The 21,597-nt window shown below is 69.5% G+C and carries 22 protein-coding genes; 12 read left to right on the top strand and 10 right to left on the bottom strand.

What is annotated here, in order from left to right; all coding sequences use genetic code 11:
• Positions 1 to 36: 36 nt before the first annotated feature.
• Positions 37 to 933, bottom strand: a complete 897-nt coding sequence (locus ABZ833_RS19680) for an endonuclease/exonuclease/phosphatase family protein (RefSeq protein ID WP_361048294.1) — start codon at positions 931 to 933, stop codon at positions 37 to 39.
• 228 nt (positions 934 to 1,161) lie between these two features.
• Here ABZ833_RS19680 and ABZ833_RS19685 point away from each other — a divergent pair, with 228 nt between their 5' ends.
• The gene (locus ABZ833_RS19685) at positions 1,162 to 2,454 is read left to right on the top strand and encodes an aldolase/citrate lyase family protein (RefSeq protein ID WP_361048296.1); all 1,293 of its coding nucleotides are present in this window, start codon (positions 1,162 to 1,164) and stop codon (positions 2,452 to 2,454) included.
• A 75-nt stretch (positions 2,455 to 2,529) separates the two neighbouring features.
• A complete protein-coding gene (locus tag ABZ833_RS19690; protein ID WP_361048298.1) occupies positions 2,530 to 4,287 on the top strand; it encodes a serine/threonine-protein kinase in 1,758 nt (585 codons plus the stop codon).
• Positions 4,288 to 4,308: 21 nt separating this feature from the next.
• Here the strand turns inward: ABZ833_RS19690 and ABZ833_RS19695 are convergent, their stop codons facing one another.
• Positions 4,309 to 5,295 (bottom strand): LacI family DNA-binding transcriptional regulator, encoded by a 987-nt coding sequence (locus ABZ833_RS19695; protein WP_361048748.1) that lies wholly within the window; start codon positions 5,293 to 5,295, stop codon positions 4,309 to 4,311.
• Between the two features lie 236 nt (positions 5,296 to 5,531).
• On the opposite strand from ABZ833_RS19695, the gene ABZ833_RS19700 reads away from it, so the two are divergent.
• Complete coding sequence (locus ABZ833_RS19700) at positions 5,532 to 6,497, top strand: ROK family protein (protein ID WP_361048300.1); 966 nt, start codon at positions 5,532 to 5,534, stop codon at positions 6,495 to 6,497.
• A 153-nt stretch (positions 6,498 to 6,650) separates the two neighbouring features.
• On the opposite strand, the gene ABZ833_RS19705 is transcribed toward ABZ833_RS19700, so the two are convergent.
• Positions 6,651 to 8,732 (bottom strand): NPCBM/NEW2 domain-containing protein, encoded by a 2,082-nt coding sequence (locus ABZ833_RS19705; protein WP_361048302.1) that lies wholly within the window; start codon positions 8,730 to 8,732, stop codon positions 6,651 to 6,653.
• Between the two features lie 267 nt (positions 8,733 to 8,999).
• Here ABZ833_RS19705 and ABZ833_RS19710 point away from each other — a divergent pair, with 267 nt between their 5' ends.
• From ABZ833_RS19710 to ABZ833_RS19720, 3 genes are read left to right on the top strand one after another with little or no spacing between them, the layout of a single operon-like run.
• Positions 9,000 to 10,268 carry an ABC transporter substrate-binding protein gene (locus ABZ833_RS19710; protein ID WP_361048304.1) on the top strand — a complete coding sequence of 423 codons (1,269 nt, stop codon included), beginning with the start codon at positions 9,000 to 9,002 and terminating at the stop codon, positions 10,266 to 10,268.
• Between the two features lie 19 nt (positions 10,269 to 10,287).
• The gene (locus ABZ833_RS19715) at positions 10,288 to 11,202 is read left to right on the top strand and encodes a sugar ABC transporter permease (protein ID WP_361048306.1); all 915 of its coding nucleotides are present in this window, start codon (positions 10,288 to 10,290) and stop codon (positions 11,200 to 11,202) included.
• Positions 11,199 to 12,125 (top strand): carbohydrate ABC transporter permease, encoded by a 927-nt coding sequence (locus tag ABZ833_RS19720; protein ID WP_361048308.1) that lies wholly within the window; start codon positions 11,199 to 11,201, stop codon positions 12,123 to 12,125. Before ABZ833_RS19715 ends, ABZ833_RS19720 begins: the two co-directional genes overlap by 4 nt.
• Before the next feature lie 63 nt (positions 12,126 to 12,188).
• On the opposite strand, the gene ABZ833_RS19725 is transcribed toward ABZ833_RS19720, so the two are convergent.
• The 5 genes from ABZ833_RS19725 to ABZ833_RS19745 all read right to left on the bottom strand — a co-directional run bounded on the left by ABZ833_RS19725 (position 12,189) and on the right by ABZ833_RS19745 (position 14,179).
• Complete coding sequence (locus ABZ833_RS19725) at positions 12,189 to 12,623, bottom strand: hypothetical protein (protein ID WP_361048310.1); 435 nt, start codon at positions 12,621 to 12,623, stop codon at positions 12,189 to 12,191.
• Positions 12,624 to 12,766: 143 nt separating this feature from the next.
• Complete coding sequence (locus tag ABZ833_RS19730) at positions 12,767 to 12,892, bottom strand: hypothetical protein (RefSeq protein ID WP_361048312.1); 126 nt, start codon at positions 12,890 to 12,892, stop codon at positions 12,767 to 12,769.
• Between the two features lie 184 nt (positions 12,893 to 13,076).
• The gene (locus ABZ833_RS19735) at positions 13,077 to 13,418 is read right to left on the bottom strand and encodes a hypothetical protein (protein WP_361048314.1); all 342 of its coding nucleotides are present in this window, start codon (positions 13,416 to 13,418) and stop codon (positions 13,077 to 13,079) included.
• Positions 13,419 to 13,464: 46 nt separating this feature from the next.
• A complete protein-coding gene (locus tag ABZ833_RS19740; RefSeq protein ID WP_361048316.1) occupies positions 13,465 to 13,875 on the bottom strand; it encodes a hypothetical protein in 411 nt (136 codons plus the stop codon).
• An 82-nt stretch (positions 13,876 to 13,957) separates the two neighbouring features.
• On the bottom strand, positions 13,958 to 14,179 hold the full coding sequence (locus tag ABZ833_RS19745; RefSeq protein ID WP_361048318.1) for a hypothetical protein: 222 nt from the start codon (positions 14,177 to 14,179) through the stop codon (positions 13,958 to 13,960).
• A gap of 375 nt (positions 14,180 to 14,554) precedes the next feature.
• Between ABZ833_RS19745 and ABZ833_RS19750 the strand changes: the two genes are divergently transcribed.
• The 5 genes from ABZ833_RS19750 (at position 14,555) to ABZ833_RS19770 (ending at position 18,030) form a co-directional block, all read left to right on the top strand.
• Positions 14,555 to 14,869, top strand: coding sequence for a hypothetical protein (locus ABZ833_RS19750; RefSeq protein ID WP_361048320.1), 315 nt, complete (start codon positions 14,555 to 14,557; stop codon positions 14,867 to 14,869).
• 106 nt (positions 14,870 to 14,975) lie between these two features.
• On the top strand, positions 14,976 to 16,694 hold the full coding sequence (locus ABZ833_RS19755) for a S8 family peptidase (protein WP_361048322.1): 1,719 nt from the start codon (positions 14,976 to 14,978) through the stop codon (positions 16,692 to 16,694).
• 13 nt (positions 16,695 to 16,707) lie between these two features.
• On the top strand, positions 16,708 to 16,962 hold the full coding sequence (locus ABZ833_RS19760; RefSeq protein ID WP_361048324.1) for a hypothetical protein: 255 nt from the start codon (positions 16,708 to 16,710) through the stop codon (positions 16,960 to 16,962).
• Between the two features lie 12 nt (positions 16,963 to 16,974).
• Positions 16,975 to 17,304 carry a hypothetical protein gene (locus tag ABZ833_RS19765; protein WP_361048326.1) on the top strand — a complete coding sequence of 110 codons (330 nt, stop codon included), beginning with the start codon at positions 16,975 to 16,977 and terminating at the stop codon, positions 17,302 to 17,304.
• Positions 17,305 to 17,547: 243 nt separating this feature from the next.
• Positions 17,548 to 18,030: a hypothetical protein gene (locus ABZ833_RS19770; RefSeq protein WP_361048328.1), complete on the top strand. Its 483-nt coding sequence runs from the start codon at positions 17,548 to 17,550 to the stop codon at positions 18,028 to 18,030.
• Positions 18,031 to 18,482: 452 nt separating this feature from the next.
• Here ABZ833_RS19770 and ABZ833_RS19775 read toward each other — a convergent pair whose 3' ends face one another.
• Positions 18,483 to 19,724 (bottom strand): MFS transporter, encoded by a 1,242-nt coding sequence (locus ABZ833_RS19775; RefSeq protein ID WP_361048330.1) that lies wholly within the window; start codon positions 19,722 to 19,724, stop codon positions 18,483 to 18,485.
• Positions 19,725 to 19,823: 99 nt separating this feature from the next.
• Here ABZ833_RS19775 and ABZ833_RS19780 point away from each other — a divergent pair, with 99 nt between their 5' ends.
• A complete protein-coding gene (locus ABZ833_RS19780) occupies positions 19,824 to 20,909 on the top strand; it encodes a helix-turn-helix domain-containing protein (RefSeq protein WP_361048332.1) in 1,086 nt (361 codons plus the stop codon).
• Between the two features lie 161 nt (positions 20,910 to 21,070).
• Here ABZ833_RS19780 and ABZ833_RS19785 read toward each other — a convergent pair whose 3' ends face one another.
• Positions 21,071 to 21,460, bottom strand: coding sequence for an STAS domain-containing protein (locus tag ABZ833_RS19785; RefSeq protein WP_361048334.1), 390 nt, complete (start codon positions 21,458 to 21,460; stop codon positions 21,071 to 21,073).
• Positions 21,461 to 21,597: the final 137 nt, after the last annotated feature.

Genomic DNA, 21,597 nt, shown 5'->3' on the forward strand with positions numbered 1-21,597 from the left:
GCCACCGCGTTGAGCGGAGACGGGGGCCTCGCCGCGTCACAAGGTCAGGCTCGCCTGCACCGGCAGATGGTCGCTCGGGTACTGCCCGCCCGCCGAGAACGTGTTGATGGTCGCCGAGTGCACCCGCACTTCCGGCGTCGCCAGGATCCAGTCGATCCGGTCGCCGTCCGGCACCAGCGGCTTGTAGCCGTGGAAGGTGGCGTACGCCTTGCTGCGCTCGTCCGCCGCGTCCCACGTGTCGACGAGACCGGCGCCCAGCATCGTGTCGTAGACCGGGTTCTTGTGGGCCGCGACGTTGAAGTCACCCGTGACCAGGAGCGGCAGGGACGGGTCGAGGGCGGCGATCCGTTCGGAGATCAGACTCGCGGCACGCGTGCGTGCGTACTGACTCGCGTTGTCGAGGTGCGTGTTGAGGACGTACAGCTCGCCGTCCGTGCGCAGGTCGTGGAAGCGGACCCAGGTGACCATGCGGATGGAGCCGCCGCCCCAGGTGTTCGATCCGATGACGTCGGGGGTGTCGGAGAGCCAGTAGTGGTCGTACTCGATCGGCGCGAGCCTGCGGTTGTCGAAGAAGACGGTCATGAACTCGTCGCGGCTGCCGCCCGCACGGCCGGTGCCGATCCAGTCGTAGTGCGGGCCCAGGTCATCGGCGATGTCCCGCACCTGCTGGTAGAGGCCTTCCTGGGTGCCGATGACATGAGGGCGCGCGCGGCGCAGCAGTTCCCGGGTCACCGGACGCCGGTCGGCCCAGGTGTTGGGCGGCGTGGTGCCCGCGTAGCGCAGGTTGAACGACATGACCTCCAGGCGGCGCCCCGCGCGCTCCACGGCGTGCACGGGTGAGGCGGCGAGCGCGGTGGTGAACAAGGGCACTGCCACCGCGGCGAGCGCGGTCTGCAGGCCGAGGCGGCGCGTAACTCGGGTGTCGTTCGGCACGCGGGCTCCTTCGATGGGTGACGGTCAGGATGAGGTGCGGGCACACGAGTGCGGAAGCAGGATCTGAGACACGGGTGAACGGACGAGGTCCGGCAGACGAGAGGGTGTTGACCAGCGGGAAGGTCGCCGGATAACTTCGCCATACGGATTGTTGATTCCGTGAAGCGGAAACTCGGCAATCCTGAGTGGTCCTGAGTGTGTGGTCCTGAGCGTGTGGAGGGTGCAGGAATGGGTCAGCAAGAGAAGGTGGCAACGAGTCTCGCGGGCGCGGTCAGCGAGGGCATCAGCGCTTCCCTCGCCCCGGTGGACGCGGAGCTCGAGCGCCGCTATCCCGGAGACCCGGGCACCCGCCAGCCGGTCCACACCGTGTACGTCCCCGGCGAGCTCTTCGGCGCCGACACCATCCGCACGTGGGGCGACCAGGCACTGAAGGCCCTCGACGAGCACGCCCCGGACGCCGCCACCTTCGCGTCCGTCCTCGGCCTGGCCGACGACCTGGCCGCGCCGGTCTACGACCGCGTACGCGCCAAGCTGGAGCGCGAGCCCATCGAGGACCTGCGCATCGACTTCGAGGACGGCTACAAGGGCGCGGACGAGGACCAGGACGCCGCCCGCGCGGCCCGGATGATCTCCGAGGCCTACAAGAACGGCACCGCGGCCCCGTACATGGGCATCCGCATGAAGTGCTTCGAAGAGGGGGTGCGTGACCGCGCCATCCGCACCCTGGACATCTTCCTGTCCGGCCTCATGGAGGCCGGCGGCCTGCCCGACGGCCTCGTCCTGACGCTGCCCAAGGTGACCTACCCCGAGCAGGTCACCGCGATGGTGCGCCTCCTTGAGGAGTTCGAGAAGGTGCGCGGCCTCGAGCCGGGCCGGATCGGCTTCGAGATCCAGATCGAGACCAGCCAGTCCATCCTCGCCGCCGACGGCACCGCCACCGTGGCCCGCATGATCGGCGCCGCCGAGGGCCGCGCCACCGGCCTGCACTACGGCACCTTCGACTACAGCGCCTGCCTCGGTGTCAGCGCCTCCTACCAGACCAGCGACCACCCGGCCGCCGACCACGCCAAGGCGATCATGCAGGTCGCGGCGGCGGGCACCGGCGTACGCGTCTCGGACGGCTCCACCAACGTCCTGCCCGTCGGCACCACCGAGAAGGTCCACGACGCCTGGCGGCTGCACTACGGCCTCACGCGCCGCGCCCTGGCCCGCGCCTACTACCAGGGCTGGGACATGCACCCCGGCCACATCCCCACGCGCTACGCCGCCGTGTTCGCCTTCTACCGCGAGGGCTTCGAGCAGGCCGCCGCGCGCCTGTCCGCGTACGCCGCCCACCGCGAGGGCGGCGACGTGGCGGACGAGCCGGCGTCGGCCAAGGCGCTCGCGGGCTACCTGCTGCGCGGCCTGGACTGCGGCGCCCTCGACGTCGGCGAGGTCACCCGGCTCACCGGCCTGACGCTGGCCCGTCTGCAGAGCTTCTCTGGCCCGCGCCGCGGGGACCTCACGCCGCACGGCAAGTAACTCCCGGCACGCGCTGTCACCCCTGCCCCGTAGTCTGTGAGCCACGAAAAGTGGTGTCACAGGAACGGGGCAGCGGTGACTTCGGGGGATCAGGAACAGACGGGCGGTGTCGGACGGCTGCTTGCCGGGCGCTATCGCGTGACGGCTCAGCTGGGGCGCGGCGGGATGGGCGTCGTCTGGCGCGCCGTGGACGAGGTGCTCAGCCGCGAGGTCGCCGTCAAGGAACTGCGCACGTACACGGACGCGGCCGGTCCCGAACTGGCCGACCTGCGCGTGCGGATGCAGCGCGAGGCCCGTGCGGCAGCCCGCGTGCGCCACTCCGGGGTCGTCGCCGTGCACGACGTGGCGGAGGTCGACGGGCGGCCCCTGATCGTCATGGAACTGGTCGAAGGGCCCTCCCTGGACGACGTGCTGCGCGAGCGCGGCACCCTCGATCCCCGCGATGCGGCGGCCATCGGCGCCAAGGTCATGGAGGCGCTCGCCGCCGCCCACCGCGCCGGAGTCCTGCACCGCGACGTGAAGCCCGGCAACATCCTCCTGGAGACCGGCGGCCGCGTCGTCCTGACCGACTTCGGCATCGCCACGATGGACGACCCGGGCGACGGCTCCGCCACCCACCTCACCCGCAGCGGCGAACTGGTCGGCTCCCTGGACTACTTGGCGCCCGAGCGCGCCCAGGGCCAGGACCCAGGACCCGCCTCCGACGTATGGGCCCTGGGCGCCACGCTGTACGCGGCGGTCGAGGGCGCATCCCCGTTCCGCCGTACGTCGACGTGGTCCACGCTCACCGCGATCGTCACCGACCCGCTGCCCGAGCCGCAGTGGGCGGGCCCTCTGATCCCCGTGCTTCAACAGCTGATGCACAAGGACCCGCAGGCGCGGCCGGACGCACAGCAGGCGGCGCTGATCCTCGCCGACGCGGCCGGCGGCGCGGTGACCGCCGCACTGCGCGAGCCCGAGCCGCGGCCGAGGGAGACCACGGAGCGCAGCATCCCGAGCGGGCCGCCCCCGGGCTTCGGCCCACCGCTCGCGGCATCGGCCCCGCCGGTGCACATCTCCGGACCAGCGGCGCATCCCTCCGGACCGGCGGCGCACCCCTCCGGACCGTCCCTGCCTCCCTCCGGCCAGGCGGCCACACCACCCCCAGAGCGACGACCGCGCCGCGGCCGTGCGCTGCTCGCCGCGGTGGCCGTCGCCGTCGTCCTGGCGGCGACCGGCGTCACCGTGGCCCTCGTCAACAACGGCGGCGACAGCGGCAGCCAGGCCCAGCGACCGGCCTCCTCCGGGGACCGGGACGCGGCCGAGCCGGAGGCCGACACCAGCAGGGGCGAGCTGGACGGCACGGACGGCCCCAAGCCCTCGAAGCAGGGCGACGAGAAGACCCGGAAGCCGGATGCGAAGCCCTCCTCCGGCAAGGACGACCCCAAGCCCACCAAGAGACCGACGGCCGGTCCCAAGCCCTCCTCCGGGCCGACCGAGGACGGCGGCACGACGGGCGGCGGCTCCGACGGCTCCGGCGGCACATCGGGCGGCGGCGACCCGGCCCCGGAAGCCGCCTGCCACGCCGCGGGCGGCGGCAAGTACGACTGCTCGGTCTGGCGCAGCGCCACCTCGTACACCGCGTCGGGCGCCGAGGCGGGCGTACTGAACGCGGGCACGAACTACTTCTACTGCCAGCAGAACCTGGGCCGACGCGAGACGCACGGCGAGTGGACGAACGTCTGGTGGGCCAAGACGGACGACGACAGCGGCAACAGCAACGTCTTCATCAGCGACGTCTACATCAAGGGCGGCGACAACGACAAGCCGCTGCCCGGCCTCCCGGTCTGCTGACCGCCCCCGCGCCGCCAACTGTCAGCCCGCGGGCGGCAGTTCGCCCGACCCACGCTGGATCAGACGCGTCGGGAGCTCGATGCGCTCCGGGGCGTCGGACGCGCCGTCGAGCTGACGGAACAGGCGCTCGGCGGCGGTCCTGCCCAGCTGCGCGGCGTCCTGGGCGACGACGGTCACGCCCGGCCGCAGCAGGTCCGCGAGCTCGATGTCGTCGAAGCCGACGAGGGCCACGGGGCGGGGGAGACCGGCGAGGACGCGGACGACCGTCACCGTCACACGGTTGTTGCCCGCGAAGATCGCCGTGACGGGTTCGGAGCCGCCCAGCATGGTCCTGGTGGCCTGCTCGACGCGGTCCGGGGCGGTGGGGCCGAGCGACATCCACTCCTCCTGGACGGGGATGCCCGCGTCCTCCATGGCCGCGCGGTAGCCGCGCAGGCGCTCTATGGCGGTGTGGATGCGCGGCTGGTCACCGATGAAGCCGATACGGCGGTGGCCGTGGGCGATGAGGTGGGCGACGCCGTCGCGCGCGCCGCCGAAACTGTCCGAGAGCACGACATCGGCGTCGATCTTCCCGGCGGGACGGTCGACGAAGACGGTGGCGACACCGGCGGCGATCTCCGGCTCCAGATAGCGGTGGTCGTCACCGGCCGGGATGACGACCAGACCGTCGACCCGGCGCGCGCACAGGGCGAGCACCAACTCCTGCTCGCGGTCCGGGTCCTCGGCGCTCGAACCGTTGATCAGGAGCGCGCCGTGGGCGCGGGCCACTTCCTCGACGGCGCGGCTGAGCGGCCCGTAGAACGGGTCGGCGAGGTCTTCGAGGACCAGGCCGATGCTGGCCGTGCGGCCCTTGCGCAGCACCCGCGCGCTGTCGTTGCGACGGAAGCCCAGGGCGTCGATGGCCTCCTGGACGCGGCGTTCGGTGTCCGGGGTGACGCCCGGCTCGCCGTTCACGACGCGGGAGACCGTCTTGAGGCCGACCCCTGCGCGGGCGGCGACGTCCTTCATGGTCGGACGGTTGCCGTAGCGGGGTTCGGGTCGCTCGGGTCGGCTGGCGGTCTCGGCCACGGTGCGCTGTCCTGTCGTCGACGAAGGTGAGCTGAAAGTGGTGCGTAAGTGATGTGGCGTCGAGCATAGAACCTGGACAACGTTGTCAGATGCGAGAGAGACTGTCCATCACATTCTCCGGCCTGCACTTTCACCAGGAGAGCGGCCTGCCCTTTCCACCGGGAGATCTGACACTGATGCACACGGACCTCGTCGCCGCACTCGACATCGGCGGCACCAAGATCGCCGGCGCCCTGGTGGACGGCCGCGGCCGGATCCTGCTGCGCGCCCAGCGGCCCACGCCCGCGCGCGAGGACGGCGACACCGTGATGCGGGCGGTGGAGGAGGTTCTGGGCGAGCTCACGCGCTCCCCGCTGTGGGGCGGAGCCCGCGCGGTCGGCATCGGCAGTGCGGGTCCCGTGGACGCATCGGCGGGCACGGTCAGCCCCGTGAACGTCCCCGGATGGCGCGGCTACCCGCTGGTCGAGCGGGTGCGCGCGGCCACCGGCGGCCTCCCGGTCGAGCTGGTCGGGGACGGCGTCGCGATGACGGCGGCCGAGCACTGGCAGGGCGCGGCCCGGGGCCACGACAACGCGCTGTGCATGGTGGTGTCCACGGGAGTCGGGGGCGGACTGATCCTCGGCGGCAAGCTGCACCCCGGCCCCACGGGGAACGCGGGCCACATCGGGCACATCAGCGTCGATCTGGACGGCGACCCCTGCCCGTGCGGTGCGCGTGGCTGCGTGGAGCGCATAGCGAGTGGGCCCAACATCGCGCGGCGCGCGATCGAGGGCGGATGGCGTCCGGGGGCCGACGGCGACACGTCCGCCGCCGCGGTGGCCGTCGCCGCGCGGGCCGGTGACCCGGTCGCCGTCGCCTCCTTCGAGCGGGCGGCACAGGCGCTCGCCGCGGGGATCGCGGCCACGGCGACGCTCGTCGAGATCGACATCGCCGTGATCGGGGGCGGGGTGGCGAAGGCGGGAAGCGTGCTCTTCGACCCGCTGCGCCGGTCGCTGCGGGACTACGCCACGCTTTCGTTCGTACGTCATCTGACCGTGGGTCCGGCCCTGATGGGGACGGACGCGGGACTCGTGGGGGCCGCGGCGGCCGCGCTCAGCCAGGAGGCCAGTGCGGCGGACCTGCGCCCCGCTGTGGGGAGCTGACCGGCTCCGGGCCCGCCCCCATGGGGCCCGGAGGGGACGGATCGAGCGCGGGCCGGGCCGAAGTTCATCGGCCCGGCCCGCACTTACTGGCCCACGCGATGCGGCTCAGCAGATCAGGAGCAGGAGCAGGAGCAGGAGTTCAGGAGCAGGAGTTCAGCAACTGAGCACCGGCTCCGCCCAGTCCGCGTGGTCGGAGTCCCTGCCGTCCGCGCCGTCCGTGACGACGAGGCGTACGACCTGGGCTCCTGTCACGTCGGCCGAAAGGCCCTTCGCGGCATCGGCGTTGGTGAGGACGCCGGTCGAAGCGGCCTTCTTGCCGTCGGCCCAGATCTCGAAGGTGACCGTGCCCTTCGGATCCTTCTCGTCGTCGACGCCCACCTGTGCGGTGACCTTCTCGCAGGACCCGCCGGTGTAGTACTCGACGGCGCTGTCGGCGTGCACCCCGAGCCCCTTGGCGTAGACGACCCCGCCGATGGTGAGCGGTTTGCCGTCGCCCGCCTCGCTCTCGCCGTTGCTGGTGTTCTTCTCGACGGGGCCCCAGCCGTTGACCGTCGACATCCACGGCAGGTCACTGACCGCCGATTCGCCCGCGGGTGGTGCCACGACGACATGGGCGGTGAGCGGCAGCACGCTCTCGGCGCGCGTGCCGGCGGGGGAGCGGTAGGCGGCCTTGAGCGTCAGGTCGTACGCCCCCGGAGCCGCGCCCTGCGGTGCGGTCACCGACCAGGACGTACTCAGCGACTTGCCCGTCCCCAGGGAGCTCGCGGTCGAGGGCGAGGTCGCCTTGATCCGCCAGCCGGAGGGGCCGACGAAGGTGGCGGACACCTTCTGCGCGGGGGTGCGGCCGAGGTTGGTGACCTTCGACGTCAGCTTCTGCGGCTTGCCCGCCTCCACCAACGGGGCGCCGTCCAGGCCGAGTTCGACCGCGGGCGGGTTCTTGGCCCACTTGCCGTCCGCCGCGACGCGCAGCAGTACGGTGCCGTGCGCGGGGACGGTCGCCGAGATCTTGCCCGCCGTGTTGTAGCTCTTGTGCTGCCACAGGTCGCGCAGGGTGTACCCGTCCGCGGCCGGGAGGCCGACGGCCTTCGCCGACGTGGCGATCGACTGGGCGGTGCCTGTCTCGTTGAAGAGCGCGACCGTCCGGCTGCCGTCCTTCATCTCCTTGGCCACGACCCAGCGGCCGCCCTCCGACGACAGCACCTCACCCTGTCTGCCCAGCGGGTCCTGGTCGACGGCGATGACTTCCTTGTTGCCGATGATCTCGAAGGTCTCGGGCGTGGCCTTGCGCAGGTCGGAGCCGATGAGCAGGGGCGAGGCCATGATCGACCACATCGAGAAGTGCGTGCGGTACTCGGTGTCCGTCATGCCGCCGTTGCCGACCTCGAGCATGTCCGGGTCGTTCCAGTGGCCCGGGCCCGCGTACTTGGCGAGCGGCAGGTTCTGCTTCATGATCGACAGCATCGAGGACCAGTTGTCGCTGATGTCGCCGGTGGTGCGCCACAGGTGCCCGACGTCGGCGGCCCACTCCCAGGGCTTGTTCTCGCCCCACTCGCAGATGCTGTAGACGATGGGGCGGCCGGTGGCTTTCAGTGCGTCGCGCATGGTGTTGTACCGCTTCTTGGCGTCGACGCCCTGGTTGTTGCAGTTGTCGTACTTGAGGTAGTCGACGCCCCAGTCGGCGAACTGCTGGGCGTCGCTGGCCTCATGGCCGAGCGCGCCCGGGAAGCCGATGTCGCTGCAGGTCTTGGTGCCTGCGCTGGTGTAGATGCCGAGATTGAGCCCCTTGGCGTGGACGTAATCGGCAACTCCCTTGATTCCATTGGGGAATCGCTTGGGATCGGGCACCAGTTTGCCGTTCGCGTCCCGCTCGGGCAGCGCCCAGCAGTCGTCGAGATTGACGTACTGATATCCGGCGTCCTTGAGGCCCTTCTCCACGAAGATGTCCGCGATTCCCTTGACCATCGCCTCGTCGAACTCGGCCCTGCAATGGGTGGAGTTCCAGTTGTTGAAGCCCATGGGCGGGGTGAGGGCGAGATCGTCGGGGAGCTTCGCCCCGGAGGTGGCAGGCCTCTCGGCCGCGCTCCGGCTGCCCGTGTCACGCACGCCGCTCGTGTCACTAGCGCTGCCCGTGTCGCGCGCCGCCGCCGGTGCCGCGAGCCCTGCGGCGCACAGCAGTGCGGCGGCCAGTGACCCGACGACTCTTCGACGCGCTGTGAGGGGTGAGATGTGACGCATCGTTACATTCCTCCGTACTCGCAGAAGTTGGGGGACTGCATGTACGTGTCAGAGGTGCGCGCTTACGGTAGGCCGTGTTGGACTCTGTTGGAAGAGGAGCCGTAACGGTTCGAGCACCCGGACGCCGAAACCCTTGACTGCGGTGGCGCTTGGGAGTGGGATCCAACCCTTGCGTTCGGTTGTGTTCGTTTGCACCCCTTGGAGGGGGACATGGCACAGTCATCGTTCATGGGTCCTGCCACGCCTCGAAGCATGTCAGGACATCGGATGTCACGGCGGAATGTCCTGCGCGGTGCGGCCGCCGGCGCCGGAGCGGTCACCCTTCCGGCCCTGCTCACGGCCTGTGGTGATGGCCCGGGCGGCAACAAGAACGAAGTCACGATGGGCTCCAATTCATCGGACGCCGTGCCCAAGAAGGCGTTCGCCGCCGCCTTCGACGCCTATGAGAAGAAGTCCGGGAAGACCGTCAAGGTCAACACGACAGAGCACAACGAGTTCCAGCAGAACATCACGCGCTATCTGCAGGGCACGCCCGACGACGTCTTCATGTGGTTCGCGGGCTACCGCATGCAGTACTTCGCGGAGAAGGGCCTGCTGATCGACATCAGCGACGTATGGAAGGGCTTCAAGGGCTTCTCCGACGCGCTGCGTGAGCAGTCCACACACGAAGGCAAGCAGTACTTCGTGCCGTATTACTACTACCCATGGGCCGTCTTCCACCGCAAGAGCCTCTTTGAGAAGCAGGGCTACGAACAGGCAAAGACCTGGGACCAGTTCATCGCGCTCGCCAAGAAGATGAGCAAGGACGGCATACCGGTCGCCTTCTGCGACAAGGACGGCTGGCCCGCCATGGGCACCTTCGACTACATCAACATGCGCCTGAACGGATACGAGTTCCACAAGTCCCTGATGGCCGGCGAGGAAGCCTGGACCGACACGAAGGTCAAGAAGGTCTTCGACCTGTGGCGCGAACTCATGCCGTACTACCAGAAGGGCGCGCTCGGCCGCACCTGGGAAGAGGCGGGCCAGGGACTGCAGCAGCGCAAGACGGCCATGGCCGTCTTCGGAATGCCGCACCCCGGCCAGCAGTTCCCGGCGAACGAACGCGACGACATCGATTTCTTCGCCTTCCCCGAGATCGATCCGGCGCACGGGCAGGATGCCGTGGAGGCGCCGATCGACGGATTCCTGGTGGCGAAGAAGTCGAAGAACGTCGACGGCGCCAAGGAACTCCTGGAGTGGCTCGGGACGCCGAAGGCCGAGGATGTCTATCTGGCCGGGGACCCGAACAACGTCGCGGTCAACGAGGGCGCCGACACCAGCAAGTACAGCCCGCTGCAGAAGAAATCGGCCGAACTCGTCGCCGGGGCCAAACAGATCTCGCAGTTCCTCGACCGTGACACCCGGCCCGACTTCGCACAGACCGTCATGATCAAGGCGCTGCAGGACTTCATCGACAATCCCAAGGACGTCGACGGCCTGGTCAACAGCATCGAGCGCCAGAAGAAGGACATCTTCTCGTCGGACGTCAGCTGAGTAGCGAGGGATCGCACCCGTGCCGCAGAAAACCGCGCGGCGCGCCGGACGGCGAGGACCACGGCGCTTCACACGCCGTGACATCGCCGTGCTCGGCGTGCTTCTGGGAATTCCCGTCCTCCTTGACGTCTTCATCATCTGGGGCCCGACCCTGGCCTCCGTCGGCCTGTCCTTCACGTCCTGGGACGGCATAGGCGACATCCAGTGGGTGGGCGGAAAGAACTACGAGAACCTGGTCGACAACTACCCGGCGTTCTGGCCCGCCGTCCGCCACAACCTGCTGTGGATCGCCTTCCTCGGCCTGGTGGCAACGCCGTTCGGCCTGCTCCTCGCGGTGGTCATCGACCGAGGAGTCCGCTTCAGCCGTTTCTACCAGTCCGTGCTCTACATGCCGGTGGTGCTCTCGCTCGCCGTGGTCGGCTTCATGGCCCAGCTGATCCTCGGCACCGACCAGGGCGTGGTCAACACCATCCTCGACAACCAGAACGACCCGATCGACTGGCTCGGGAACTCCGACATCAACATCTGGATGATGATGCTGGCGGCGAGCTGGCGGCACACGGGATACGTCATGATCCTGTACCTGGCCGGCCTGAAATCCGTCGACCCGGCCCTGAAAGAAGCAGCACAGATAGACGGCGCGAACGCCCGCCAGACATTCTTCCGCGTCGTCTTCCCGACACTCCGCCCCGTGAATGTCATCGTCGGCGTCATCACGGTCATCGAGGCCCTGCGTGCCTTCGACATCGTCTACGCGGTCAACAAGGGCCGCAACGGCCTTGAACTGCTCTCCGTTCTCATCACCGACAACATCATCGGCGAGGCGAGCCGCATCGGATTCGGCTCGGCCATCGCGGTCGTACTCCTGACCGTCTCGCTCGGATTCATCGTGACGTTCCTGGTCCAAGAGCTGCGAGGTGCGCGCGACCGATGACCGCCGACATCCAGACCACGCCGCACGCCACCGCATCCGCGCCGCCCACGGCCAAGCGAATCGGCCGCAGCCGCCGCCCCGGCCGTTTCGGGGTCCACATCTTCCTGATGGCGGTGACCCTGGGCTTCCTTGCGCCACTGCTCCTGGCGGTCTACGCCTCCTTGCGCCCGTACGAGGAAACGGCGAAGCACGGCTATTTCTCGTTCCCGAAGAGCCTGTCGTTCGACTACTACCGCCAGGCCTACAGCGATTCCGGCATGGGCAAGTACTTCACCAACACCTTGCTCATCGCGGTCCCGGCGGTCCTCGTCACGCTCTTCCTCGCGTCGTTCGTGGCGTTCGCCGTCTCCCGCCTGCGCATCCGCGGGGGAATGATCCTGCTGATGTTCTTCACGGCGGGAAACCTGCTGCCGCCGCAGGTCCTCGTCACCCCGCTCTACGTCCTCTTCCTGAAAATCCCCCTGCCCTGGTGGATGTCCGACTCCCTCACCCTGTACGACTCGTACTGGGCGATCATCATCGTCAACATCGGCTTCCAGGTGGGCTTCTGCGTCTTCGTGCTCTCCAATTTCATGCGGACGCTGCCGCAGGAAATCCTGGAGGCGGCGATCGTGGACGGCGCGGGCGTATGGACCCAGTTCTGGCGCATCACGCTGCCGCTGTGCCGCCCCGCGCTTGCAGCGCTCGGCACACTGGAATTCACCTGGATCTACAACGACTTCCTCTGGGCCCTGATCTTCATCTCGAACCCCGACAAACTCCCGATCACGTCATCCCTGAACAACCTGCGGGGCCAATTCTTCACGGACTACAACCTCCTGGCGGCAGGCTCGGTCCTGGTGGCGCTGCCGACGGTCCTTGTCTTCCTGCTGTTGCAGCGGCACTTCATCGCGGGGCTGACGTTGGGGTCGAGCAAGGGGTGAAGTCCCTGGGCTTCTGGGAGGCGACAGCCGGCGTCCAGGTGGGGTCGAGAACCTCCCCGTGTTCTAGCGGACGGCTTTGCTGGCGAGGGTGATGAAGGTGCGGACGGACTGGTGCGCCGCCCTGGACCGTGTGGTGCGATCAGCTGCGGTTGGGGCGCTGTGAACTTCGCTCGCGGTCCAGAACGTCGCCTCTGCCTGATTGAGTACGGCGGCAATCGGGACGTGCAGGGCCACTCCGTTCATGGCCTGCCGAGCGACGTTGCGCAGCCGGTGACTCTCGCGTTGCGCAACTAGGTCTTCGGGGCCGCCAGGGTCCTCGGCGGCGCGATGCCAACGGTCCTGCTGGTTGAGGATGACGGCGGTGATGGCGTTGGCGAAGGCGAGTACGGCGGCCTGCTGCTCGGCACGGTTCGCGGAGCGCCGCTGCAGGAAGTAGCCGAGCGCCGCACCGAGCAACGTGCCGGTGACGGCGATGAGGCTGGTGAAGACCGACGTCATTCGGCGTCAGCGCTCTCGCGGGCAGGTACGGCGCGTGCGACGCGGACGGCCCTGCTCGCGACCCGCACCACGAAGACGACCTCGTCCATGCCTGGAGTGTGACGGGGCGGGTGGGGGAGCGGGGCGGGAACCGGCGAAGACGGCTACTTCCGGCGGCGGAACGTCAGCCAGATTCGGGCCGCGATCAGACCCAGGACCACGACGCCGACCGTGATCTGCACCCAGCGCGGCAGGGAGCCGGAGCCGGGCAGGTACAGGGCGAGCGGCATCAGACAGCTCCTGGCGTTGAGAGTGGGCGGTCGAGTTTAGCTGGATTGGGGTGAACCTGCCGATTTGCCCCGCACAAACCTCCCGGCGACGCCGATCACCACAATCACAGCCATGGCCGTGAGGATCGAGCTGCCCGAAACCGGTGTCCAGAGACCCCGGCCGGTTCGCACTCGGGTGCGGTGCTCAGGGCGAGACACGACCACCGATCGTCAGCTCGACGTCGTCTTCCGCTCGGATGATCTCCCGGATCAGCCAGGTGCGTTCGTCGATGGGGGTACCTGCGCCGGTGGTGTAGGCCAGGACGGTGAGCACGGGGCCTGTCGGCTCTGCGATGTGCAACTCCGCCTCGGTGACCACATCGTCGGCGAGGCGCAGTTCCAGTTCGATCGGCCACGGGTCTGCTGCGAAGGTGCGGGGATCGGGGAGTCCCTGAACGCGGCAGCGGGCACCTGGAAAGAGGTGCGTGTGTCCGCACACGGCCAGGAAGGCGTCCGCTTCGGTCGGTCCTGAGAGGGACTGAGGCATGGCAGGGCTCCGGAATCCGTGGTGGTGAGGTGCCCCGCGAGCCTGCTCAAGGTGACTGGGTTCGCCAGGGGACCGCGATCTCGAACTGACGCGTGTCACGCCACACCTTGACCCAGAGCTGCGGAGGGTGATCTGTGCTTGAGGTGTGAACCACCGAGAACCGGACGGCTTCGCCGGGGTCGAGCTCGCTGCGGGACGGCGTCAGCGAGATGGCCCCGGGAAGGTCTCGGGAGAGCAACTCGAAGCGAATCGTCTCGTCACCCAGGTATCGAAGAAGATTCCCGGAGTGGTCCTGCTCGATGCTGAACTCCGCGGCCCTCTGGAGCGCGCTCCTCGCGATGGCGGCGGACCGCTCGGCAGCCTCGGTGCTCCTCTTCGCCACCTTGAGCATCTTCCGCCCCAGCAACAGCTGCGCACAGCCCAAGGCCACCGAAACGCCGATAGAAACCGGCTCCATGCTTGGCTTCCTCTGTCAGCGCGAACATTCCGATGCTGACAACGACAAAGAGGCGCCAAGGCAACTGGGGCGCCCGAAGGTTTCACTCTCGCGTGGTAGCCCGCTCGGGTTGCCTGACGCCACCCGTCTTCTGTGTGGCAGTCAGCAGGTTGGATGTGACTTCCGCTGATTTCGCGGCCTGTTCGGCGAGTCTGGCGCTGTCGCGCGCGGCCGTCACAAGCTTGCGTCCGACAATGATCATCCATGCGGAGACGGCCAGAGCGAACGAACTGGCGACTATCGGAGCTAAGTTCCATCCGGCCATTGGGTCCCACTCTCCTTGCCTGCACGCCCGATCCAACAGCAGTGCTGGGAGTGATCGGCCTCCTGATCGAGATTGGGCAAGGCTGATCTCTATTGTTCCGGCACACCAAGAACGATGCCGGAGATCCTTGCGTTACGGGGGCAAGTCCACGGTTCCCCTCACTCGAATGAATGAAGGAAATGCCCTCGCGCCACACAAGCCGAAATCAGCCGACCGGAGGGTGCGGTCGCACGCCGCACAGAGGTCCTCCGCGCGCCGTGACGCCGCGGCAGACGGTCCGGTGACGGTCCCTCATTAGGGTCGGCCGGGCCTCGTGACCGCGAGCGACCCGCTCGCTCGCGGTCACCGGAGGTGTCCGGGGGAGGGGGCAGACCTGTGGCCGATGCCGATGCCGACGCCGATGCCGATGCCGAAGTCATCGTCCAACTCCGATCGCCGTCGCGTCCCGAGACGGCCGGGACGGTGGACGTCCCTGATGTCTCTGATGCCCCGGACGTCCGGCGGCTGCTGGAGCGGCGCTTCGGCGTCACCGCGGAGCCGTTGCACCCCGGCGTCGGCGACCCCGCCCTCATCGGATGGCAACGGGTCGCCGTCCCCGCCGGCGTGGATGCCGAGGCCGTCGCCACGGCTCTGCGCGGCCACCCGGCAGTCGAGGCCGCCTATGTGAAACCACCGGCGGACCTTCCGTAACGTGGTGAAGGAGTCAGCTGTGCCACAGCGATCAGGTGCGGGGAACAGCCGGGGGGACAACCGCCCGGCCCCAGGATTCGAACCACCCCTCGGACGCCCTGAGTTGGTGTGCGTCACGCGCGCCGACGCCGGGGTACGCATCACCCCGACCGGCGCGACCGCCGCGTCGGACATCTCCGTCAGCGCTCTCGACGCCGTGGCGGCCCAGGCGGACGTCACCATCAGGCCGCTCTTCGGCGCCGACCAGGAGAGGCTGCGCGCCCAGGCGGAGACTGCCGCGGTGGGCGCCGGGGCCGACGACGCCACGATGGAGATCCTCGACAGGATGGCGCTCTTCTTCCATGTCGACGCGCCGGCCGACCAGTTGGACGAGCTGGCCGAGCGGCTCCGCGCGTCGGACGCCGTGGAGGGCGCCTACGTCAAGCCCGCTGCCGCCCTCGCCGTCCCCGAGGTCGTACCGAAGAAGAAGGAGGGCAAGGAGAGCGAGGAGGCCGAGCTCTCACCGCTCAACCTCATGCAGCCCTCGGGCGCCGACGCGCCGCCCGTGAGCCCGGACTTCACCGTCCGGCAGGGCTATCTCGACGCGGCTCCGGGTGGCGTCGACGCCCGCTACGCGTGGACACAGCCGGGCGGGCGCGGCTCCGGCGTGCGGGTGATCGACTGCGAGTGGGGCTGGCGCTTCACGCATGAGGACCTGCGGCTGAACCAGGGCGGCATCGTCTCCGGCACCGGGAGCACGGACACCAACCACGGCACCGCCGTGCTCGGCGAAATCGGTGGCGACGTCAACGCGTTCGGGATCACCGGGATCGCGCCGGACGCGGTCACCAGTGCCTCCGCCTTCTCGATCCCCACGGCCACGGCGATCCGGAACGCCGCCGACCGCCTGGGCCCCGGCGACATCATCCTGCTGGAGATCCACCGCGCGGGGCCGCACGCGACCGGCGTCGGTCAGGTGGGGTACATAGCCGTCGAGTGGTGGCCGGACGACTATCTGGCCATCCGCTACGCCGTCAACAAGGGCATCACCGTCGTCGAGGCCGCGGGCAACGGCGCGGAGAACCTGGACCACGCCGACTACGACACCCCCAGGGCGGGCTTCCCCTCCTGGTGGCGCAACCCCTTCCGGCGCACCGCGCTGGACGCCGGCGCCGTGATCGTCGGAGCCGGGGCGCCGCCGCCCGGCACCCACGGCCGCCAGCACGGCCCTGACCGGTCCCGCCTCGACTTCTCCAACTACGGCGCCTGCGTGGACGCGCAGGGCTGGGGACGCGAGGTGACCACCACCGGATACGGCGACCTCCAGGCGGGCACGAATCCAGACTTCTGGTACACGGACCAGTTCAGTGGCACGTCCAGCGCCTCGCCGATCGTCGTGGGTGCGCTGGCGAGCACCCAGGGCGTCCTGCGCGCCGGTGGCCGTATCCCGCTGTCGCCCTCGCGGGCCCGGCAGCTGCTGCGCGCCACCGGTTCACCGCAGCAGGACGCGCCCGGCCGCCCGGCGACCCAGCGCATCGGCAGGCGGCCCGACCTGCGGCAGCTCATCCCGGCGGCCCTTCAGACGAGCAGCTGGGTCGGCGTCCAGTTCCGCGGCACCCTCGCCGGGAACCGCACCGGCCGCTGGTTCACCTTCAACTGGCCCGCCCACTGGCACGTGGTGTGGACGGTCGTCCCGACCAGTCCGCGCACCGGCGCCCCGCAGATCGGCTGGAAGGTCCGGGTCGAGCGGGCCAACGACACGTACGCGACGTACTGGATCGACGTGACGAACCTCGTGGCCGACTCGGTCGACTTCGAGGCCCGGTTCGCGGTTCTCGGATGGTGAGAGGAAAACGACGATGCGCGTAGGCACACAGTTCACCGGAACACTCAACCCCGGGCAGACGGGGCGCTGGTTCACCTTCAACTGGCCGCAGGGCTGGCACGTCATCTGGTACTTCATGCCGACGACACCGCAGACGGGCAGCTCGCAGATCGAGTGGGAGACCGAGGTCGAACGGGCCACGGCCACGACGGTCACGTACTGGCTGACGGTGAAGAACATCGGCAGCACCCAGATGAACTTCGAAGGCCGGTACGCGGTTCTCAACTAGACGGGGGAAGCCATGAAGGTGCACGTCACGATCTCGGAGGACGCGGGCGCGGCCCCGGAAGCCGCGTCGGAGCGGCAGCTCTCCGTGGCGGGGGAGACCGCTGCCACGGGCGCCGTGGACGCCGGGCCCGCCGGGGCGGCGGGGGCCGAGCAGGCCCCGGCAGGGTCGGTGATGGACGGCGGCGAGTCCCCGGGCTGGCTCGCCGAACTCGTCCGGCTCGCCGATGCCGGAGAGGTGGCCCGCCCCGGTGAGGAGCCGCAGGAGACCCGAGGGTCTCCTGCGCGAGGGCCCTCGGAGGGACTGGTCATGGATGCCGGGAGCGCGGGGCCGGCTCCGGGCTGAGCGGTCATCGCCGGTCCGCGTCGACGGGTCGTGCGGGCGGTACCGGAGGGTGACGAGCGGGGCCGTCGCGGATCACGCGGCGGCCCTCGCGTCCGTAACACCTCAGGTACTGCGCCGGTTTGCGGCCCTACCGCCAAGGTTTACCGCACGGCCCATCACTGGGTTGACGAACCGAATTCATGGCGGCCTTACCTTTTCCGGTGAAGCAGTCCACAAAGAGACTGCTCAGGGGGAAGGTCGCTCATGGCCCGGAAAACGCGCCACATCATCGCAAGCTCAGTCTCCGCGCTGGCCCTCGCCGGCGGCGCGGCTGTCGCCTCCAGCGGGCCGGTTCAGGCGGAAGAAGTGCCGCCGCCGCAGACCGGTGAACTCGCCGAGGTCGGATCGAACGGGGACTGTATATTCCCCGCGCCTTGGGGCGGAAGGTTCCTCTGCAAGAGCAGCGTCTGGTACAAGCTGCCGAACGGGCACAACCAGGTCTTCGTGATCGGCACCAACCACCGGGTGTACAGCAAGTGGAGCTCGCCCGGTGGCGGCATGAGCGCCTGGACGGAGCTCCCCAAGAAGAACGGCTTCTGTTACTACCCGGGCAGCCACTCCATCGACGTGGCCTGGGCGAACAAGTGGAACTTCGCCGTCACCTGCCTCGCCAAGAACAAGTCGCGTTGGTACAACGAGCGCAATGCGAACGGCACCTGGAGTGGCTGGCGCACCAGCAAGTATTAGACCAAAGCGATTGGACCGCAGCATTTCTGCAGTGCAGTGCAGTGCAGTGCAGTGTCCCGTCCCGTCCGTGCCCCGCCCCGGAATTCCGGGACGGGGCACAGCGCTGTCGAAATATCTGTCGTCGTGGATTCGTCCGCGAAGGCTGCGAGCGCGCGGCCGTCCGCATGATGCACTCCGTGTCACGGGCCGTCATGTCCCGCACTGATCAGCGGGATTGAGATCGTCGGACGGTGCACACCGACCATCTCCAGCAGACGGAGCGCTCCGCATGAAAGCCCCGAAGTACGCACGTGACATTCCCGGCCTGTGCTGGGACGAGAGGCCCGGTGATGTCCTTCACTGCACCCTTGGGCAGGACCACGCAGGCGACCACTTCCACGCGTACACCAGAACCAGGTGGCCCAACCGTGCACGCGCTGCCCGGGCCGCGACGGAGCGCAGGTGAGGGCATGTCAGGAGGGTGGGGCGACCCGGTTGACCGGGGCGACCTGGTCCTTCTCGGTGGCGACGGCGCCCGCGGAGACGAGCGTGGCAGCGGCGAGGCTGCCCCATAGCGCGGCCGGGCCATGAGGTGCGAGCGCGGTGATGGCCATGGGGGAGACGGCCAGGCCGAAGCCCGTGGAGAGCTGGAAGCGGGCGAGGGCGCGTCCAAGGACATGGGCAGGCGCGAGGGCGGCGACGAGCGCGGTGGCGCTTCCGGCGTAGACGATCTCGCCGATGGTGCAGACGACGGACACCGCGGCGACGGCGGGGGCGCCCCAGCCGTGTCCGAGCGAGGTGGCCGCGAGGAAGCCGAGGTAGGACGCGGTGAGCACCACGCCGGAGAGAGCCAGTACGGTCCGCCGGGAGAAGCGGGCCATCAGGACGGTGACGGGCACCTGCAGGGTGACCACCAGCACCGTGTTCGCCACGAAGATGGCTGCCGACCACATCGGGGACGCGTGCAGCTGTGTCACCAGGATGAGAGGGAGCGCGATTTCGGGGACGTTGAGGCAGAAGACGTAGATCACGTTGGCGGACAGGAGCGCGCGCATCCGGGGTGCGGGCCCGGTCTCCCCGTCCATGTCCTCGGCCTGAGCGGCGGCCGGATGCGCGTGCAGGTGGACCGACCACGCCAAGGCCGCCGCCGTGAGGTACGCGAGTCCGGTGACGGCTGCCAGCGCCTGCAACGCGGTGGTGCCGCCCGCCAGGCAGGCGGTGGCGATGAGCGCGCCCACGCCCATGCCGGCGTTGCGCAGGGCGCGGCCTGCCGCGAGAGCGGTGTCGCGTTCCCGGCCGTGGGCCACCGTGGCGACGAGAGCCGCGTGGGCGGCAGGCCACGCCTGGTTGCCGATGCCGAGGAGGAGCGCCGCCGTCGCGAACAGCCCGACGTGTCCCGCCGGGGTGGCGAGCAGCAGCGCCACGCCCGCCACCCGCACCAGCATCGACGCCGCCACGACCGTGCTGCGTGCGCCTCGGTCCAGCCATCGGCCCACCGCGGGCATGCACACGAGTCCCATGACGACGCCGACCGTCATGCCGATGCCGGTGGCCGGTGCGGACAGCCTCAGCACCGTCACTCCGTAGAGCAGCAGAAAGGGCCGCAGCAGGCCGGTGCCGAGAGCGTCCACGGCCAGGGCGACGGCATAGCGCGGGCCTCCGGAGGCACGGACGAGGGTGCGGGGGCGGATCTTGGTGGTGCTTGGCGTTGGCATGGCGACAACGGTGCGTTCGGCCGCCGGTCCGGCCACGTCGGTTGACGGACTCCGTCAATCGACGCCTTCGCGGGCCGTCCCGTCAGTGATGATGCGGGGATGACGCTGAGGATCGACATCAGGGGACTGCCGTCCGAGCGGCTGCGGTTCGCCGCGTCCCCGCTGGCCGAACTGACCGCGATGCTGCACGTGCTCGCCGAACCCGGGCACCATCCGCAGCTCGCCGGCTGGGCAGGGGATGTCTGGGCCGGGCTGCGGCCGGAGCTGGCCGAGCGGTTGCGGGAGGCGGAGTTCCTCTGGCGTTCCTCGCAGGCCGACTTCCTGGTCCCCGCCCGCCCCCGGCCGACCCTCGCCGAGGAGCTGGACGACGTGGACCGGATCGACGACGAGACGTATGTGACCGCCGCGCTCGTCACCACGTGCGGCAGAACCCGGGCCCACTTCGCCACCGTGTCGCCGCTGACCGACCCGACCGCGCGCGAGCGGGCCCTGGACCTGGCCCAGGCCCGGGGCCCGCTGCAAGAGGCCTTCGCGGAACGGCTGCTCGATGACCCGGCCGCCGTACGGGCACGGTTGCGCGACACTCTCGAACAGTGCGCCGAGGCCTTCTTCGACGCCGCCTGGGCGGGCGTCGTCGTGCGGCTCGCCGCCGACCTGCGTCTGAAGAACGACCTGTTGAAGCGCCAGGGCATCGGGGCGGCACTCGCTTCGGTCTCCGACGCGGTCACCCTCACACCGGACGGCGTCTGCGTCGTCGTGGACAAGCTGCAGGACAAGGCGACCGCCGCCCACGGCGTCGGGGTCACCTTCATCCCCAGTGTCTTCGGCCGCCCGCACCTGGTGGCGGTCCACTCCCCGGGGTGGCAGCCGGTGGTGCAGTACCCCGTGGCCGAGCCGAGCCCGTCGGAGCCGGTGTCGCTCGAGACGGTCACGCTGCGCCTTGAGGCCCTGTCGCATCCCGTACGGCTGCGGCTGCTTCGCACCCTGGCCCGCGGCCCGCACACCACCCGCGAGCTGGCCCACGCCTGGGAACTCTCGCCTCCGGAGGTCTCCCGTCACCTCGCCGTCCTGCGCCGCGCGGACCTGGTCACGGACCGGCGGCAGGGCCGTTACGTCCGCTACACCCTCAAGCTGCCCGATCTGACGGCACTGGGCGGCGACCTGCTGGCAGCCGTACTGCGTTGAGGCAGCACTCGGTTCACACGGGGTGTGAACGGAATGCATATATGCATCGTGCGCGACTACTCCCCACAACGGCGTATACAGGGCAGGCTGATGATGCTGCCCGGACCCCGCAGCACCCCTGCCCCACCCCAGCGGAGAATTCGCCACCCTGCCGGGCGGACTCAGTCCTTCTCCGGCGCCCTCTCCAGTGCCTCTTCCAGCGAAGGAACCGGTGACAGCACGGGAGTGAGGCCCGTGAGGCGCAGGACGCGGAGCGTCAGGTGGTGGGTGCAGACCACGGAGAGGCGAGCGCCCCTCGCGGTCGTCCGGCGGTGCGCGCGGACCAGCAGGGTGACGCCGGAGCAGTCGAAGAACGTGGTCCGGGTCAGGTCGATGACCACGGTTGTCGCGGTTCCACCGGTGATGGGGTCGAGGAGCGGGGCCATTTGCTGGTAGGCCAACAGGTCGATCTCACCGTGCAGTTCGATGACGACCGCGCCGTCATGGCCGTACACGCGTGGCTGGTGGTCGGAGTCCTCGAAGGCGAATTCGTTCAGTGCATCGAGTTGCACGTGTCCCCCCAGGGTTGACGTCGCCGGGTCCTCGCGGCAGCGGTGTGCTTCGACAGAGCCGGATTCAGGAGGTCACCAGGGGCTGGGGCGCCAGGCGGATCACGCTAGCGGGGGAGGGCCTCCCCCGGAGTGAGGGA

Source organism: Streptomyces sp. NPDC047525, assembly GCF_040643025.1.
Lineage (GTDB): Bacteria > Actinomycetota > Actinomycetes > Streptomycetales > Streptomycetaceae > Streptomyces > Streptomyces durmitorensis.

What these genes read in the sequence shown, in the direction of transcription:
- ABZ833_RS19685 (WP_361048296.1), top strand. Translation starts at nt 1,162, where the DNA reads ATGGGTCAGCAAGAGAAGGTGGCAACGAGTCTCGCGGGCGCGGTCAGC.
- ABZ833_RS19695 (WP_361048748.1), bottom strand. Translation starts at nt 5,295, where the DNA reads ATGAAGGACGTCGCCGCCCGCGCAGGGGTCGGCCTCAAGACGGTCTCC.
- ABZ833_RS19700 (WP_361048300.1), top strand. Translation starts at nt 5,532, where the DNA reads ATGCACACGGACCTCGTCGCCGCACTCGACATCGGCGGCACCAAGATC.
- ABZ833_RS19705 (WP_361048302.1), bottom strand. Translation starts at nt 8,732, where the DNA reads ATGCGTCACATCTCACCCCTCACAGCGCGTCGAAGAGTCGTCGGGTCA.
- ABZ833_RS19710 (WP_361048304.1), top strand. Translation starts at nt 9,000, where the DNA reads ATGTCACGGCGGAATGTCCTGCGCGGTGCGGCCGCCGGCGCCGGAGCG.
- ABZ833_RS19720 (WP_361048308.1), top strand. Translation starts at nt 11,199, where the DNA reads ATGACCGCCGACATCCAGACCACGCCGCACGCCACCGCATCCGCGCCG.
- ABZ833_RS19725 (WP_361048310.1), bottom strand. Translation starts at nt 12,623, where the DNA reads ATGACGTCGGTCTTCACCAGCCTCATCGCCGTCACCGGCACGTTGCTC.
- ABZ833_RS19730 (WP_361048312.1), bottom strand. Translation starts at nt 12,892, where the DNA reads ATGCCGCTCGCCCTGTACCTGCCCGGCTCCGGCTCCCTGCCGCGCTGG.
- ABZ833_RS19735 (WP_361048314.1), bottom strand. Translation starts at nt 13,418, where the DNA reads ATGCCTCAGTCCCTCTCAGGACCGACCGAAGCGGACGCCTTCCTGGCC.
- ABZ833_RS19740 (WP_361048316.1), bottom strand. Translation starts at nt 13,875, where the DNA reads ATGGAGCCGGTTTCTATCGGCGTTTCGGTGGCCTTGGGCTGTGCGCAG.
- ABZ833_RS19745 (WP_361048318.1), bottom strand. Translation starts at nt 14,179, where the DNA reads ATGGCCGGATGGAACTTAGCTCCGATAGTCGCCAGTTCGTTCGCTCTG.
- ABZ833_RS19760 (WP_361048324.1), top strand. Translation starts at nt 16,708, where the DNA reads ATGCGCGTAGGCACACAGTTCACCGGAACACTCAACCCCGGGCAGACG.
- ABZ833_RS19765 (WP_361048326.1), top strand. Translation starts at nt 16,975, where the DNA reads ATGAAGGTGCACGTCACGATCTCGGAGGACGCGGGCGCGGCCCCGGAA.
- ABZ833_RS19770 (WP_361048328.1), top strand. Translation starts at nt 17,548, where the DNA reads ATGGCCCGGAAAACGCGCCACATCATCGCAAGCTCAGTCTCCGCGCTG.
- ABZ833_RS19775 (WP_361048330.1), bottom strand. Translation starts at nt 19,724, where the DNA reads ATGCCAACGCCAAGCACCACCAAGATCCGCCCCCGCACCCTCGTCCGT.
- ABZ833_RS19780 (WP_361048332.1), top strand. Translation starts at nt 19,824, where the DNA reads ATGACGCTGAGGATCGACATCAGGGGACTGCCGTCCGAGCGGCTGCGG.